This is a genomic window from Paenibacillus sp. BK033 (genome assembly GCF_004345425.1).
Classification (GTDB): domain Bacteria; phylum Bacillota; class Bacilli; order Paenibacillales; family Paenibacillaceae; genus Pristimantibacillus.
This window is the reverse complement of record NZ_SLVP01000001.1, coordinates 1563762-1579394: the sequence shown is the minus strand read 5'-3', so window position 1 is coordinate 1579394 and position 15633 is coordinate 1563762. Positions and strand designations below refer to the sequence as shown.

Annotated in this window: 15 protein-coding genes and 1 rRNA gene; 2 read left to right on the top strand and 14 right to left on the bottom strand. The window is 49.6% G+C overall.

All coding sequences use genetic code 11. The annotated features are described in order from the left end of the window. The 10 genes from EV294_RS07140 to EV294_RS07095 all read right to left on the bottom strand — a co-directional run. Window positions 1-289, bottom strand: a 16S ribosomal RNA gene (locus tag EV294_RS07140); the annotation flags it as partial. 369 nt (window positions 290-658) lie between these two features. Continuing rightward, window positions 659-1558 (bottom strand): response regulator, encoded by a 900-nt coding sequence (locus EV294_RS07135; protein WP_132305147.1) that lies wholly within the window; start codon window positions 1556-1558, stop codon window positions 659-661. Between the two features lie 4 nt (window positions 1559-1562). Then, on the bottom strand, window positions 1563-2864 hold the full coding sequence (locus EV294_RS07130; protein ID WP_132305145.1) for a sensor histidine kinase: 1302 nt from the start codon (window positions 2862-2864) through the stop codon (window positions 1563-1565). 16 nt (window positions 2865-2880) lie between these two features. Next, window positions 2881-3531: an amino acid ABC transporter permease gene (locus EV294_RS07125; protein ID WP_132305143.1), complete on the bottom strand. Its 651-nt coding sequence runs from the start codon at window positions 3529-3531 to the stop codon at window positions 2881-2883. Between the two features lie 56 nt (window positions 3532-3587). Then, complete coding sequence (locus EV294_RS07120) at window positions 3588-4241, bottom strand: amino acid ABC transporter permease (RefSeq protein WP_132305141.1); 654 nt, start codon at window positions 4239-4241, stop codon at window positions 3588-3590. A gap of 75 nt (window positions 4242-4316) precedes the next feature. Beyond that, entirely contained in the window at window positions 4317-5165 is an 849-nt protein-coding gene (locus tag EV294_RS07115; protein WP_243711570.1) for a glutamate ABC transporter substrate-binding protein, read from the bottom strand. 61 nt (window positions 5166-5226) lie between these two features. Beyond that, window positions 5227-5955, bottom strand: a complete 729-nt coding sequence (locus EV294_RS07110; RefSeq protein WP_132305139.1) for an amino acid ABC transporter ATP-binding protein — start codon at window positions 5953-5955, stop codon at window positions 5227-5229. A gap of 270 nt (window positions 5956-6225) precedes the next feature. Next, window positions 6226-7347 (bottom strand): phosphotransferase, encoded by a 1122-nt coding sequence (locus EV294_RS07105; RefSeq protein ID WP_132305137.1) that lies wholly within the window; start codon window positions 7345-7347, stop codon window positions 6226-6228. 15 nt (window positions 7348-7362) lie between these two features. Then, window positions 7363-7788 carry a GNAT family N-acetyltransferase gene (locus tag EV294_RS07100; protein WP_132305135.1) on the bottom strand — a complete coding sequence of 142 codons (426 nt, stop codon included), beginning with the start codon at window positions 7786-7788 and terminating at the stop codon, window positions 7363-7365. A 139-nt stretch (window positions 7789-7927) separates the two neighbouring features. Further along, entirely contained in the window at window positions 7928-9100 is a 1173-nt protein-coding gene (locus EV294_RS07095; RefSeq protein ID WP_132305133.1) for a chromate transporter, read from the bottom strand. Window positions 9101-9216: 116 nt separating this feature from the next. Here EV294_RS07095 and EV294_RS07090 point away from each other — a divergent pair, with 116 nt between their 5' ends. Continuing rightward, on the top strand, window positions 9217-9834 hold the full coding sequence (locus EV294_RS07090) for an NUDIX hydrolase (RefSeq protein WP_132305131.1): 618 nt from the start codon (window positions 9217-9219) through the stop codon (window positions 9832-9834). Window positions 9835-9903: 69 nt separating this feature from the next. On the opposite strand, the gene fsa is transcribed toward EV294_RS07090, so the two are convergent. From fsa to zwf, 3 genes are read right to left on the bottom strand one after another with little or no spacing between them, the layout of a single operon-like run. Next, a complete protein-coding gene (gene fsa / locus EV294_RS07085; protein WP_132305129.1) occupies window positions 9904-10572 on the bottom strand; it encodes a fructose-6-phosphate aldolase in 669 nt (222 codons plus the stop codon). A 25-nt stretch (window positions 10573-10597) separates the two neighbouring features. After that, on the bottom strand, window positions 10598-12589 hold the full coding sequence (tkt, locus tag EV294_RS07080; RefSeq protein ID WP_132305127.1) for a transketolase: 1992 nt from the start codon (window positions 12587-12589) through the stop codon (window positions 10598-10600). Then, complete coding sequence (zwf, locus tag EV294_RS07075) at window positions 12579-14078, bottom strand: glucose-6-phosphate dehydrogenase (protein WP_132305125.1); 1500 nt, start codon at window positions 14076-14078, stop codon at window positions 12579-12581. The genes tkt and zwf overlap by 11 nt, the downstream gene beginning before the upstream one ends. A gap of 124 nt (window positions 14079-14202) precedes the next feature. Here zwf and EV294_RS07070 point away from each other — a divergent pair, with 124 nt between their 5' ends. Further along, window positions 14203-15081 (top strand): LysR family transcriptional regulator, encoded by an 879-nt coding sequence (locus EV294_RS07070; RefSeq protein WP_132305123.1) that lies wholly within the window; start codon window positions 14203-14205, stop codon window positions 15079-15081. Between the two features lie 46 nt (window positions 15082-15127). Here the strand turns inward: EV294_RS07070 and EV294_RS07065 are convergent, their stop codons facing one another. Beyond that, the gene (locus EV294_RS07065) at window positions 15128-15583 is read right to left on the bottom strand and encodes a GNAT family N-acetyltransferase (RefSeq protein WP_132305121.1); all 456 of its coding nucleotides are present in this window, start codon (window positions 15581-15583) and stop codon (window positions 15128-15130) included. Window positions 15584-15633 lie beyond the last annotated feature (50 nt).

The following is a 15633-nucleotide window of genomic DNA, read 5'->3' as shown; positions in this document are numbered from 1 at the left end:
CTACGCATCGTCGCCTTGGTGAGCCGTTACCCCACCAACTAGCTAATGCGCCGCGGGTCCATCCATAAGCGGCAGATTGCTCCGCCTTTCCCGATTCGGTCATGCGACCGTTTCGCGTATCCGGTATTAGCATTCGTTTCCGAATGTTATCCCAGTCTTATGGGCAGGTTACCCACGTGTTACTCACCCGTCCGCCGCTAACTTTACCCGAAGGCAAAGTCCGCTCGACTTGCATGTATTAGGCACGCCGCCAGCGTTCGTCCTGAGCCAGGATCAAACTCTCCATTAAAGTGTTTGACTTGCTCATTCATTTAAAAAATCGCTTTTCCGTTATTTCTAACGGGGCAGTTTCGCTCGTTGTTCAGTTTTCAAAGAACAATTTGTTTTTCGCAACAACGTTTCATATCTTATCACGTTATTGTTTTTTGCGTCAAGCATTTCTTTCATCTTTGTAATTCTACTATAGTTAATGATGTTACTATTGTTCCAAGCCTTTTGTTTCTTGCGGCTGGAGTAATAATATAGCATTAATAGATTTTAGATTTCAACCGGTAATAATTTACTGCTCGTTTAACGTTTGCTATTTCTTCTAATGTTCTTCGTATTCGGAGCGAAGCTTAATCGGGGAATATTACGTTAACTCATTGCACAGACTTGTTTACTGATTTTTCATTTTATCAAGCGTTTCAAGGTATAACACTTGAAGAAATTTCTTGATATTGACTTTACGTTTCTCCTGTGGGCATTTTTCGTCGATTTCTCGCATTTTGATTCGCACGTCCTCGAAATCGAAATAAAGCGGTGCGTAATGCTCGAACTTCGGGTGGCTGTAATCCGTGAGTCCAATACTCGCTAAGTTGGATAAAGCAGCTATGACGGTCCTGCGAATGCGCTGCTCGACCGCCTTTCCTTCCTTCTCCATATCGCCGCCTTCCGGCCTGCTCGACCGGGCTCCGATTTCGTATAACACTTTCAGTGGGGGTAAACCCGCGTCTTGATGCCGTCCGATCAACCAAGACATCATCTCGATGATGTCTTGGCTTCCGCTCTCCCCGATAATGCCCATGTCCATTAAAATCATCCGAATGATTTCTTTGGCATCGTGCTTCTTCCGCATGCCCGAATGATCCGGATTCAGGTCATCCAGCTTCGCGATCGATTGTTTTATTTCCTTCAGATAACGGGCCATTCGCCATTGCTCGCTTACTTTGCCAAGCACGGCTTTGACTTCCACCCGGTTAATCGGTTTCTGAATATAAAATTCAATTCCCGCTTGGTACGCTTTACTGATCATTTCTTTATTCTCGATCTGGGAAATCATAACGTACTTCCCTTCGTACCCTTCCTGTTTCAGGCGTTCGATCGTTTCGATTCCATCCTGGTCCGGCATCAATAGGTCGATGAGGACGACATCGGGATTCTCGTTGAGCACAAGCCGTTTCCCTTCAACGCCGCCCGCCGCCATTCCGACCACATCGCCGACGCCGCCCTTCTCGATAATCGTCTGCAGCATCCGCCTGCTTACCGCATCGTCGTCGACAATACAGAACGATAACATGCGCCTACACTCCCTTCTTCAACTGATCGGTTGGAATAACCGCGGTGAATGTGGTCTCAGTGTCCCGCCCCGTCAGGAATAGTCTTCCCGTGAATGAGCTGACGATATCGCGAACATGCGAGAGGCCAATTCCGGTTGCCGCGACTCCTTCCTGATTGAATTTGGTCGTAAACCCAGGCTCGAATACCATATCCTTATCTTGTTCGGTGATCCCCGTCCCCGTATCGCTCACGATAAACAAAGTGTCTTCTTCGCGTTCACATACACGAATGCCAATCGATCCATGCCGATCAATCGCTTCGACCGAGTTGGCCGCCAAATTGTTAAGAACGGTAATAAGCGGGATGTAATGGGCGGTTAGGTAATCGATACCGACGTCTATCTCGATCCGCACCTCTTTCTTCAACATCCGGCTGTATTCTCCGTTCGACTTTGCCACAAGCTCAACAACCTCTGACAAGGTCATCTCCTGGGCGTTTTCCAGGTCGAACAGCTTCATCAGTCCTGCCAGGATACGCTGCGAATCCTTCTTCACCTCGTGAATCTGTTGGGTAATTCCGAGCACGGTCCGGCCGTAATCGTTCAATCCTTCCTTGTTCAGTCGACCGTAAAGATCATGGCTCTTAGCGGTAATCTTTTCGAGTACATCCATTGATTTGCGCAAATAGAAGACCTCGCCGTAGAGTCCGCTGCCTACATTGATCATTTGTTCCATCCGTTTCTGTTGTTCAGCGTGAATGATTCGCATTTGATGCACGGCGATACTGCTGTAAATGCCTGTCGTAAAGTAGCTGCGCACCACCGCAATAACCGAAATCAACATCCACTGATTGGATTGTAAATGCGGCAGTCCAAAGACAAAGCTGCGCATAAGCAGCTCCGCTTCATTGGAAACAACGTCGATCAACGACACGCACGCCCCTAAAATAAGCGGATTCAATTGTTGCAATCTGCGTCGAATGATAACCATTCCGGCCCCGAAGACCATGTAATAGAGCATGGCGGAGAAGTGCGTTTTAATGCTGTGGAGAAGAAAGAAGGCTCCAGAAGAGGCGGCACCGTCGAACGTTACCCGGAACAGCAGCACCGTTGCCCCTGCTGCGATTCCCGTCCGCCAATAAGGCAGATGGCTCATCAAAAGTAGCAGGAACAGAAAGGCACTGCTGCCAAGACCGATGCGAAAGACCTCGCCGATGAACGGGTTGATCTTGAATTCGCCGGCAACCGCTACGACGATGGCGACGACGGTTATTTGCATGCTTTCGGATTTCGACCAATTTTGAATGGCTATAGGAATGACTCCCATCGGGATCTGAACTCTGTTAGCCCCATTTATTTTCAAGGCGTCTAGCCGCAAGCGACAGCGCGTAATTGACCACAAAATACATAACGGCCACCAATGCGAGAATAGGCAGGGTATAATTGAAATTTTGCGCGATGACGATTTTTGAATTGTGCATCAGCTCAGGCAGGGAAATGACGATAGCTAGCGACGTATCCTTGAGCAAAGAGATGAACTGGCTTACGATCGGCGGCACCATTCTCCTCAATCCCTGCGGGAGAACAATATGCCAGACCGTCTGCGTATAAGTGAGACCCGACGAACGGGCGGCTTCCACCTGACCTTTCGGGATCGAGCTAAGTCCGCTGCGCACGATTTCCGAGATCATCGCGGCTTCGAATACCGTCAATCCGACGATGGCCGAGCTCATGACCCCCAGCTTGAGACCAACGTCCGGCATTGCGAAATAAGTGAAAAACAATATCAACAAAAGAGGCAAATTACGGATAAACTCGACGAGCACCCCGATGATGCGTGATATAACGGGAATATTCATATACCGCAGCGTTCCGGCGATGCTGCCAAGTACAAAGCTCAGCACGATCGCGATGAATGCAACCCAAAGCGTGATGCCGAAGCCTTTCAGTATAAAGATGAGATTATGGTAAGAGAAAGCGCCAGCAATGTCCATCCACCGTTCCTCCTAAAAGTTATTCGCAAGTTTCGCGGCATTCCTGCTTGCGCAATCTATTCGTTCTTGGCCAATTTTCGCTCGAGACGCAGCGCAGCGAAGCTTAAAGGAAGGGTCAAAACGAGATACAAAGCCGCGACGAAGATATAGGTGTCGAAGGTTGCGTACGTTTTGCTGGCGACTTGATCGCCATAATACATCAGGTCGAATCCGGCGAAGACGCCTAGAATCGATGAGTTTTTCACGAGGTTAATGAATTGGTTGCTGAGCGGCGGAATGACGATTTTAATCGCCTGCGGTAGCACGACATTCCGCATCGTCTGCAAGTACGTCAATCCCGATGCTCTGGCCGCCTCGGTCTGTCCGGCCGGAATGCTCATGATGCCCGCCCGAATTGCTTCGGCAACGAAGGAGGCGGTATATACCATAAGTCCGACCGTGCCGCAGATGAATCCGCTTAACGTCACGCCTAATGATGGCAAACCGTAATAAAACACGAAAACGACCAGCAGCAGCGGTATATTCCTAACGAACTCGACGTAAGCCGTCCCGATCCATACGAGCGGCTTGACGAATGAAATACGGAATACGGCAATGATCGTTCCAAGAGCGAAGCTGCCGAGTAAAGCGATGATGCTCGCCCAAATCGTGTTGCCAAACCCTTTCATATAGATATCGAAATTGTCAGTAAAAATCGATAAGTCCGGCATGCTATCCCCTCCCGCTATTCCCGATATGCAGAAGATGGGTGGCGCTTGGCCACCCATCCTGTTGTTTGCAAACCTCTATTCCCCGGATGGGGCTTTGCCGATCCATTTCTCGTAAATCTTGTCGTATTCGCCATTGTCGTGCAGCCTCTTCAATCCTTCATTGACGCTGTTCAGAAGATCGGTTGCGCCCTTCTTGATCGCGATGCCGTAAGGCTCGTCGGTGAACGGCTCTCCGACTACCTCATAGTTGGGATCCTGAACGGCCATGCCATACAGAATCGCATTATCGGTCGTCAACGTATCGCCCTGACCCGCTTTGAGCGCGCTGAACGCGTCCTGGTAGTTATCGAACTCGAGGATGGTCGCGTCCGGCACTTTTGCTTTGATGTTGTCGACCGAGGTTGATCCCTTCACGGCCAATACTTTCGTACCTTTCTTTATGTCGTCGATGCTCTTGATCGGACTTCCTTTCTTCACCAGAAGAGACTGGCCTGCCTTGAAGTACACATCGGAGAAATCGACTTCTTTCTTGCGTTCCTCCGTAATCGTCATCGTGGCGACGATCAAATCGATCTCCTTGTTGTTCAACATCGGAATGCGTGTCTTGGAAGTGACTTCCTTCAGCTCGATTTTGTTCTCGTCGCCGAGAATTTCCTTGGCGAGCGCTTTCGCGATATCGACGTCGAACCCCTCGACGTTGCCGCTCGCCGGATCCTTCAGACCGAATAGCTTCGTATCGTACTTGACGCCAACAACGAGCTTCCCTCGGCTCTTGATATCGCCCAGCGCCGACGATGCTTCCGACGGCGAATTCCCGTCTGCGCCGTTGCCGCCCCCTCCTTCATTATTGCCGCAACCGGTTAATAAGACTGTAAAAAGAAACATCAGTACGAAGCCAAACGCCATCCAACTTTTTCTCTTCATCGCTTAATTCCCCTCTCCAATTGGGATAACATGGGCATATGGTTTGCTCGCGCGCAGGCCGTTAATGGTGCAGCACGCGATTGAGAAACAAACGCGCCCTTTCTTCACGGGGCTGTTCGAAAAATTCCTCCGGCGGAGAAATTTCGACGATTTGCCCTTTGTCCATAAAGACGACGCGGTCCGCCACTTCCCTTGCGAAACCCATCTCGTGCGTAACGACGACCATCGTCATCCCTTCGTGCGCCAAGGTCTTCATGACGTCCAGCACTTCTCCGACCATTTCCGGGTCGAGCGCGGAGGTTGGCTCGTCAAAGAGCATAATCTTGGGCGTCATAGCTAACGCCCTTGCGATTGCTACACGCTGCTGTTGTCCCCCTGACAGCTGCGATGGAAACGCTCCCGCCTTGTCGGCGATGCCAACTTTCTCCAAATACATTCTGGCCGTTTCCATCGCTTGCTGCTTCGGCACGCCTAGCGCCTTCATTGGAGCGAGCGTAATATTGTCGATCACTTTCCTATGAGGATAGAGATTGAAGTGCTGGAACACCATGCCGATTTCCCGCCGAAGCTTGTTAATGTCGGCTTTCTTGTCGGTGACGTCAACTCCGCTCACAATCAGACGGCCACTCGTGATCGACTCCAACCGGTTGATGCAGCGCAGGAGCGTACTCTTCCCCGATCCGGAAGGTCCGATCACAACGACGACTTCTCCCTGAGCGATACGAAGATCGATGCCTTTAAGCACATGAAAATCGCCAAAATGCTTCTCCACTTGCTGAAAATCAATCAACGCAATCCCCCCCTTACGATGCACCTCTTTGATGGACAAGGTGTTAGGTTAGATAACATGCTGTGTAGACAACTATATGGAATACCTACGCAATCCTAACGAATCCGACATCAAAATCTTGATTTTTTTATTAACGAGTGCGATTCTTCCATATTTGAGAACGCAAAAAAAAGCCTCCATCGCTGGAAGCTCCTTTGAATGTTAGATTCATCATCAAACAGCTTATTTAATTGCTTACACTTAGCAGCCAGATCGTTCTAAATTTCCAATTTAGCAAATTACTAATCTGCCCCGTATTCCTTCGGCTTCAACGGCGGTTTTCATCTGCATTTCCGTAATGGTCATCCATTTTTTGGTTTCCGTTGAGTCTGGATTTTGCACCAGCTTCTTGAGCATCTTCGGAACTTCCCACACCGAGCGTAATGAAAACGCAGCAAAATAACCAAAACGAGCAAGCTCTGCGTCCCCCTGCCATCCGACTTTTCTTAGCCCGCTAATATAAGAAGAAATAAATAACTCTCGATACTCCATAAACCGATCAACCGGTATATGGCCGCGACTTAGACCTAAACCCAAGAACCGTCCTATATCTTCACCCGCCCCTGAAATACTTGCGAACTGCCAATCGATCAAAGTTAGCTTTCCTTCACGCCGGCGTGCATCATTCCGGATGATATTCTGTTCATAAAAATCCTGATGGGAAAATGTTTGAGGAAGCCGTTCAAGTGCAGTCAGCCAATCATTGATCCAAGGTTTAAAATGACGAAATTGGTCCAATATTGCTGCCGCTCTTTTATCCGATAGCAATATCCGCGTATTGTCAGCATCAGGTTCATAGCGGTATTTTTCGCATTCATGCAGCCACGATCGCATCCAATGCCGGTTTAACCATTTGAATTCCGGAAGGGGCTTTCCAAGCAGATACTCGGCTTGTATCTCGCCTAGCTTTTCCGTTACATAGCCGTAATCCTCACGCTTCCATGGCCTCTCTTCCTGCCCCATATCTTCCATCCACAACCAAATGGAGCCGTCATCTTTATTGTCAATGGCGTAACACTTGGGAGTTAATAGATTCGAAGGTACATGCTCAAGTAAACCTGAACCATAAACTAAGCTTTCTCGCCGCCAATAATTATAATGTGCGGGGTCATCCCGTATCGGATCTGGAATAACGATTTTTAGAATAAAGGACCATGAGCGACGCTCACCGTCATTGTTTTCGCTTGTTCCCGCTATGCGATAGACTCCGTCCGTTACGAAGTTTTTGTTTTCCTGGCCAATCGATTTGCAGGACCATTCGGTAATCTCTCCAAACTCAAAACCAGTACAGATATTAGACAAATGAAGAAGCTGTTCCTTGTCCCATTTTTCAGGTACGCGCTGAACGCTCATATGACGCCTCCTGCTCTATGCAATGGTTTTCTTAAAGTAATAATGATTGCTTCCGATTGGCGCCTCTTCGAACACGGCCACCTGGACATAACCATGCTTGAGATAAAAAAGAGGAGCTTGAAAACTGAACGTGTTTAGCTTAATAAACGTGCAGCCCTTCTCTCTTGCAATCTGCTCGATCCGACTCAACAGTTGCGTCCCTAGTCCATTACCTCTCTTTGAATCGTCAATCCACAAGATTTCGACTTCGATCCAGTTCCAGCAAAGGGTGGACAACATCCCTCCGATAATGCTGCCGTTCTCGTCCTTCAACGTTAAGTTGATCTCTTCATAGCGTGAACTTAAATGTTCCGGAACGTGCTTTGCGTTAAACTCGATTAGTTTGTTCCGAATGTAGGTGCTTTCTTCTTCTTTGCCAAATGAAATCGTAATATCGGTCATGATTTCCCTCATCCCTTCAGTCACTCTGATCAGAATGTATGTTCGTTAAACGCTTAGGGATATCCTTTATTTGTAATAAAAAAAATATGTAACCCCACTCAACTTGCCGAATGGAGTTACACAATTAAAGCAATAATTCTCAAATATACCCCAGCAGCCAACCTCCCGTCAGCCCCGCGAGCACAACGACCCATGGCGGCAGCTTCCAATAAACAAGCATGCCGAACAGCAGCAAGGCCAGCACAAAATCCTGAGGTTCCCTTACGGCCGTAACCCATAACGGATTATACAGAGCGGCAAGCAAGATGCCTACTACCCCCGCGTTAACGCCTGCCAGTGCGCCTTGCACCTTAGCATTGTGACGAAGCGTGCTCCAGAACGGCAGCGCCCCGGCCATAAGCAGAAAAGCCGGCAGGAAAATCGCTACCGTTGCCACTAGCGCCCCCTTCACGCCGCTTATCATCGCGCCAAGGTAAGCGGCTATCGTAAATAACGGTCCGGGAACAGCTTGCGTGGCACCGTAACCGGCCAAGAAATCCGCTTTGCTCATCCAACCCGTAGGCACGACTTCCCGCTCCAGCAGCGGCAGCACCACATGACCGCCGCCAAAGACTAACGAGCCTGAGCGATAGAAGCTTTCGAACAAGGCCAGCAAGCCCTCTCCTCCGACGAGCTGCCTTACAACCGGCAGACCGATTAGCAGAACCAGAAAAAAACCGAGACAAAGCATTCCCGCACGTCTGCTGATAGGTACCGGCACTGTAAGGCTCGTTTCCGTTCCTTCAGCTTGTCTGTACAACAGATAGCCGATTCCTCCTGCTGCCAGGAGGATCAGAATCTGACTTACGGCAGTCTGCCACAATAAAGTGACAGCCGCAGCCAAGATCGCCAGAGTCGCCCTGTTCCGGTCCGGCGCAAGCTTTTGTCCCATGCTTAATACCGCTTGGGCAACAATCGCAACCGCTACAATTTTCAAACCGTGGATCCAACCGGAATTGCCGATATCGAATCCTTGCATGAGTAGAGCAAACAGGACAAGAAGGATAACCGAAGGCATCGTAAACCCGATCCATGCCGCGACTCCTCCAAGCCATCCAGCTCGCAAAATTCCGATGCCAATGCCAACCTGGCTGCTCGCAGGGCCGGGGAGAAACTGCGCTAAGGCGACAAGATCGGCATAACTGCGTTCATCCATCCAACGGCGGCGCTTCACATATTCATTGTGGAAATAACCAAGATGCGCGGTAGGACCGCCAAACGATGTGCAGCCAAGTTTGAATGATACGGCCAATACTTCGAATAAAGGCTTCAAGTCGATTGTTCCTCTCCAGGTTTTTCCCTTATTATATAAGGATAAAGGCAAGCCGTTAATCTCATTTACAGTTTCTTAACGCATAGACCAAAAACAGAAAGAAGGTATTTCCGTAAATGGAACCAAAATGGTTAGAGTGGGCTAAACAAATGCAAGCTATCGCGCAAACCGGGTTAACTTACGCAAAGGATGTTTACGATATCGAGCGTTATGAAGCGCTGCGTCGGATGAGTATCGAAATTTTGGCTGAATACACCTCCGTTAGCCATGAGCAAATCGTCCTTGCTTTCGCCAGCGACAAGGGCTACGCCACACCGAAAACCGATATCCGCGCGGTAGTTTTCCGAGATAACAAGCTCTTATTAGTTAAGGAAAAAATAGACGGCGGTTGGTCCCTGCCTGGCGGATGGAGCGATATGGGGTATTCCCCAAAGGAAATCGCCGTCAAGGAAACGCAAGAAGAAGCCGGGTTCGATACCGCTGCCGTACGTCTCTTGGCTGTACTCGACAAGAAATTCCATAACCACCCGCCTAGCCCTTATCATGTCTATAAAATGTTTATTCTGTGCGAGATCATTGGCGGAGAAGCAACAGCAGGCGTGGAAACAAGCGATGTCGGTTTCTTCGGCATCGACGAGCTGCCCGAGCTTTCCATCGAACGAAATACGCTTGAACAAGTCCAGCTGATGTTCGAGTATCTCCACAATCCGAATAAAGAAGTTATCATTGATTAACCGTTTCCTTGCCTATGAAATGAAAAAAACACGCCAATCCCGGGATTGGCGTGTTTCCTTCTATATGGATTATTGTTGAGTCGTTTTCTTCCAGTCTGCCGCAAATTTTTCCATGCCTTGATCCGTCAATGGATGCTTCGAGATTTGCTCGATTACCGAGAACGGAACCGTTGCAATGTGCGCGCCAGCCATCGCTACGCGGGTAACATGGTCTGGGTGACGGACAGACGCCGCGATAATTTGAGCATCCAGGTTGTGAACGCGGAACAGCTCGGCAACTTTCGCGACCAATTGAACGCCATCTTCCGAGATATCGTCCAGACGGCCAAGGAACGGAGATACGTAAGTCGCGCCCGCGCGCGCAGCAAGAAGCGCTTGGTTAACCGTGAAGATCAGGGTTACGTTTGTTTTAACCCCTTTTTTCGTCAGGTAACGGCAAGCTTCAAGCCCTGCCAAAGTCATAGGCAGCTTGATTGTAATATTTTTATCGTAGTTGTTAATTTTAATGAGTTCGTCAGCTTGCGCAATCATTTCTTCCGCTGTGAGCGCATCAGGCGTAACTTCGGCGGATACCGATTCTACTTCCGGTACTTCGCGCAAAATTTCGGCAATACGGTCTTCGAACTTAACGCCTTCTTTGGCAACCAGCGACGGGTTTGTCGTTACGCCGGACAATACGCCGATTTTGTAGGCTTTCTTAATATCTTCCAAGTTTGCTGTATCGATGAATAATTTCATTATGAACAACCTCCGAATAATATTATTAGTTAAATTCTTTAGCTAATTTTACTACATTTTGCGTGCTGAATCCAAAGTGTTCCATAACCGCTGTGCCCGGACCGGATGCGCCAAACGTATCGATGGACAATACTTTGCCCTCTTTGCCGGCATAACGTTCCCAGCCAAGCGAGATGCCTGCTTCAATCGCAATCCGCTTCGTTACCGAATCGGGAAGAACGCTTTGCTTGTAGTCTTCGGACTGGCGGTCGAACAGCTCACGGCTAGGCATAGCCACAACGCGAACCGAAATGTTCTCTTGCTCGAGCTCTTTCTTCGCGTTAACCGCAAGGGATACCTCTGAGCCTGTACCAATCAGAATGACATCCGGCTGGCTATTTGTCTCCGTCAGGATGTAGGCGCCTTTTGCAACGTCATCCACATTAGCTTTTGTTTCTTCGTAGATCGGCAGGTTCTGTCTGCTCAGGATCAACGCTACCGGACCTTCCTGGTGCTGCAAGGCGTAAGCCCATGCGCTTGCCGTCTCATTCGCATCGGAAGGACGGATAACCGTCAGACCGGGGATTGTACGGAGTGCGGCCAGCTGCTCGACGGGTTCATGAGTAGGGCCGTCTTCCCCAACCGCGATGGAGTCATGCGTGAACACGTATGTGACAGGCAGCTTTTGCAGCGCTGCAAGGCGAACGGACGGACGCAGATAGTCGCTGAAGACGAAGAAGGTGCTTACGAAAGGTTTTACGCCGCCATGCAGCGCCATACCGTTGCCGGCCGCCCCCATCGCATGCTCGCGTACGCCGAAGTAAACGTTGCGGCCCGCGTAGGAATCAACGGCAAACTTGCCTTCACCGCGAATATCCGTCATCGTCGAGTGGGACAGATCGGCGCTGCCGCCGAAAATCGAAGGTACGATTTTCACGAAATGATTAATCGCTTCGCCGCTCGCCACGCGAGTCGAGATGGATTTCGAGGTGTCGAAGGTCAGAATGTCGGCAGCGTCCAGCTTGAACGTGCCGTTCAGCACTTGCTCAAACTCGCTGCCTTGCTCCGGGAATTGCGCCGTGTATGATGCAACCAGCTCGTTCCAAGCGGCTTCTTTCGCAGCACCCTGCCCTTTCAGTTCGGCAAAATGAGCTTTAACTTCTTCCGGCACCGTGAATTCTTCTTCATACTGCCAGCCGTAAACCGCTTTTGTTGCGACCGCTTCTTCCTTGCCAAGCGGATTTCCGTGTACTTTGTTAGTACCCGCAGCCTTGCTGCCGTAACCAATGATTGTACGGATCTCGATGATGGTTGGTTGAGAAACGCTTTGCTTCGCTTTTTCAATCGCTTCGGTAATAGCGGCAAGATCATTGCCGTCCTCTACACGCAAGTATTCCCACTGCGCGGATTCTGCTCTCTTGCGAACATTTTCCCCAAACGACAGATTAAGCTCGCCGTCGAGCGAAATATCGTTCGAATCGTACAGTACAATTAGTTTACCCAGCTTCATGTGTCCAGCCATCGACATCGCCTCATAGGAAATACCTTCCATCAAGCAGCCGTCTCCAACAAGAGCGTACGTATAATGATCCACAACCGGGAAGCCTTCCTGGTTGTATTTGGCGGCCAAATGCGCTTCGGCCATCGCCATGCCAACCGCGTTCGCAATCCCTTGACCAAGCGGGCCCGTAGTAGCGTCTACGCCGTCCGTATGACCGTATTCAGGATGTCCCGGCGTCCTGCTGTTCAGCTTGCGGAACTGCTTCAGATCCTCGATGGAAACCTGGTACCCCGTCAAGTGCAGAAGACTGTACAGCAACGCGGATCCATGACCGGCCGATAAAACAAAGCGGTCGCGATTGAACCATTTGGAATTTGCAGGGTTATGGGACAAATGCTTGCCCCACAGCGCGTATGCCATCGGAGCCGCCCCCATCGGCAGCCCCGGATGACCGGAATTCGCGGCGTTGATTGCATCGATCGACAACGTTCGGATCGTATCGATGGATAATTGATCAATGTCCAGTTTAGTAAGCATACTCTTCATCCTTCCGTTTCGTTACTGTATTTTCCTTCGAATCAAACCACCAATGGAATCCGTCTGCGGCTAACATAGCGTCAGCCTCCGCCGGTCCATTAGAGCCTGCTTCGTAAGAAGCGAGTGGAACGAGGTTTTCATGGAATGCGTCTAGAATAGGCTGTACCCAAGACCAGGCAAGCTCCACCTCATCCCAATGCGCGAAAAAGGTTGGATTGCCGACCAGCGCATCGAAGATCAGGTTCTCATAAGCCTCGGGTATATCCTTGCTGCTCTCGTGCAGCTGGATTTGAACCGGCTTCAGCTCGCCGTTCTCCTTCGTGTTGAGCTGCAGCATAATGCCTTCGTTCGGGTTGATCTCAATGAGAAGGAGATTCGGCGCTCCGCCAAGCGACGCCGTTGAAGTTTGATGCAGAGCTTCCTTGAACTCCACCACAATGCGGGTTGATTTCTCCTGAAGCCTTTTACCGGTCCGGATATAGAACGGTACTCCTCGCCAGAAATAATCATCCACTTGCAGCTTCGCCGCAATGTAAGTGTCGTTCATGGAGCTGGCGGCAATGCCCGGCTCGGAACGGTAGCCTTTTACCGGATTACCCCCGATCGAACCGGAAGCATATTGTCCGCGTATAACATTGGCGCTTATTTCCGATTTCGATAGAGGAATCAGGGATTCCATGACTTGTTTCTTGTGTTTCCTTACATCCTCCGGCGAGCTGTTGTGCGGAAGATGAATGGCCAGCATCATCAGCATTTGAAGCATATGGTTCTGGAACATGTCCCTTATGGCTCCAACATGGTCGTAATACCCCGCGCGCTCTTCGACGCCAACCGTTTCGCTTGCGGTAATCTGTACGTTTGCTATATATCGGTTGCTCCACAGAGCTTGTATGATCGGGTTCGCTGATTCCAGAACCTCAAGGTTCTGAACCATGGGTTTGCCAAGATAATGATCAATCCGGAAAATTTCTTCTTCGGCAAAAGATTTGCTCAGCTGTTCATTCAAATCGCGGGCCGATTGCAGATCATGGCCAAACGGCTTTTCGATGACCAGGCGTTTCCAGCCTGCAGCGGAGCCAAGACCGCTCTCCGCAATATTCGAAGCGATCGTTGCGAAGTACTCCGGACCTACCGATAAATAGAACATCCGGTTAGGCGGAAGCTGCAGAGCATTCTCACGCTCCTCGATAATGCCCAGCAATTTCTTATAATCATCCGTACGGCCGATGTCGAGCACCGTATAACGGAATTTTCGAATGAACGATTGCATCAAAGCCGTGTCTTGAATCTCGCGTCTGGAGAATTGGCGGAGAGACTGTTCGATATTCGATTGGAAGAACTCGTCGGTCCAATCCCGTCTCCCGAGACCAATAAGAGAAAAGGCCTCCGGAAGCTTTCCATCAACGAATAAATTGTATAGGGCAGGATATATTTTTCTTTTGGCTAAATCGCCGGTAGCACCAAATAATACAAACGTTACGGGTTCCATGGTTACTCTCCCTCCAACAGAACTTTTGAAAAGCTTCTGTTTTATTTTTCTGTAATTCCACTATAATACGATTAGGAGCCATACAAGTAATTAATATATTTTACAGGAGCTATCGACCACGTCTATGACTAATAACTATGAACTATACAAGGTGTTCTATTGGGCGGCCAAAACAGGAAGTTTGACCCAGGCCGCAAAGGTCCTCTACCTCACTCAACCAAGCGTCAGCCATGCCATCAAGCAGCTCGAGGAAAGCTTTGGCCTGACGCTGTTTTACCGCAATTCCAAGGGCGTTGCCCTAACCCAGGAAGGCACGATTTTGTACTCTTATATCGAGCAGTCCCAAATTCTGATCAACACCGCCGAAGAGAAAATGATTGCGCTTAAAAATTTGGACAACGGCGAGCTGCGGATCGGCGGCAGCGATTCCTTGTTTAAACATTATCTGCTCCCTTACCTGGAGGATTTCATCAAGAAATATCCCGGCATCAAGCTGCATTTGAACCATGGCACCACGCCCGAAGTCATTACTTTCCTGAAAGAGGGCAAAATAGATCTTGGAGTTGTCCGCATGCCCATCGTTGATCCCCAGCTTGAAGTAAAGGAAAGCTTTCAGCTTCAGGATTGCTTTGTGGCCGGGGCGGTCTATAACGATTTGAAAAACCGAGTCCTGTCTCTAAACACGCTGCTGCAGTACCCCATCATCCTATTCTCCCGCAACAGCCGGGCCCGTATGACTATCACGGAAATATTCCATAGCTACGGTTACATGATCAAGCCGGAGATTGAAGTCGGCAGCGTCGATCTGTTGATCGAGTTCGCCCGCAGAGGGCTCGGGATTTCGTATGTTACCCGCGAGTTTGTTGCGAAGGAGCTTGCGGAGGGTTCCTTGTTCGAGATCCAGCTCGACATCCCGCTCCCTCCTTCGCACATCGGCATGATGAACATGCGGAATATGCCGTTGTCCAGCGCAGCCAAGCGATTTATCGAGCAGATCAAGTAAATAAAAAAGAGCCAAGAACGTGTTGTTCTTGGCTCTGATTGCTGCATTAAACGAGCTTTTTCCCCATACAAACGCTTTCTTCGCTGCCGATATAAGGCCCGTAGTTTGCAACCCGGACATAACCTAATTTCTTGTACAACGAAATCGCTTCCGGTTGTCCCGTCCCCGTCTCGAGGAGCGCTTCCCGCTTTCCTTCCTCGGCTGCCCATTGCTCCAGCTCTTTCACGATTCGCTTAGCTATTCCTCTGCCCCTTGCTTCCTCTTTGACAAACATGCGCTTGATCTCAACGGTATATTCGTCACTCATCTCCCTGTAGCAGCCGCAGCCAACCGGCCTATCATCGAGGTAAGCAACTACGGCATTCGCCTCCAGCTTGACTTGATTATGCGCATCAAAAAATTGCTGCGTGTCGGGGTATCGATTCCATAGATCCTTGTCCAGCAGCTTAATCAACGCGCGAAAATCGGCATGCTCCGCAGACACTCTTAATAATTGAATCATTGTCCTTTTCCTTTCCCGGCTCAAACTTATAAGTCCTATTGTAGTATAGA